This window comes from Bartonella sp. AP57NXGY, assembly GCF_042195805.1.
Lineage (GTDB): Bacteria > Pseudomonadota > Alphaproteobacteria > Rhizobiales > Rhizobiaceae > Bartonella.
Window position 1 is genome coordinate 1 of the sequence record NZ_JBHIOZ010000580.1, and the last position, 637, is coordinate 637.

At 42.5% G+C, this 637-nt stretch carries 1 pseudogene; it reads right to left on the reverse strand.

The features are described 5' to 3' along the window. Window positions 1-637: pseudogene (locus ACFIL8_RS12135) on the reverse strand (hypothetical protein); the annotation flags it as partial.

Here is a 637-nt window from a genome sequence, read left to right on the forward strand (position 1 = left end):
CCTTCCGTTTTTGCCCCCCGCCCTAAAACAACAGTACCATACGCGCCCTTAGGTGACTCTGCCATATAACCAATAACAGTACTCCAACCATCACCAGCTTTTGCACTGTACCCGATAGCAACAGAACCGTATGTACCTCTCCCACCAACACTACCAACCACATTGTCACCAATAAAAACACCCCACTTGCTTTTTGTATAATTAATCCCACTACCCAAAATAACATTGTTATCTTGAGAACGTTGCATTCCTGCAGTTCCACCCCGCAAAAGGTCAGAAACATTAACAGGGGCTGCATTCTCATTATTCCCTGAAAACTGTTGGGCTGTAGAGCTATCACGAACAAGCGACCGTGGACTAATGAGAGACTTTTTATATTGCTCGTCTGTATCTAGGGTTCTGACCAATAAATTTTTGCTATCGTCCGCAAGAACATTTACGATAGAACTCTTATCGCTCTTACCAGAAAGGGTTTTGGTTAAAAAATTTGCGTAATCTTCAGAAGCATTCAAACCAGCAACAGAGAGAATGCTTTGTGGATAAGACACACCGGCACTTTTTACACCCTCAAGAAACGTGTTTCTAAAATCAGGATTTGCTGAAAAAACAGGCGTAACATTCGATAAGAATGTAGCCG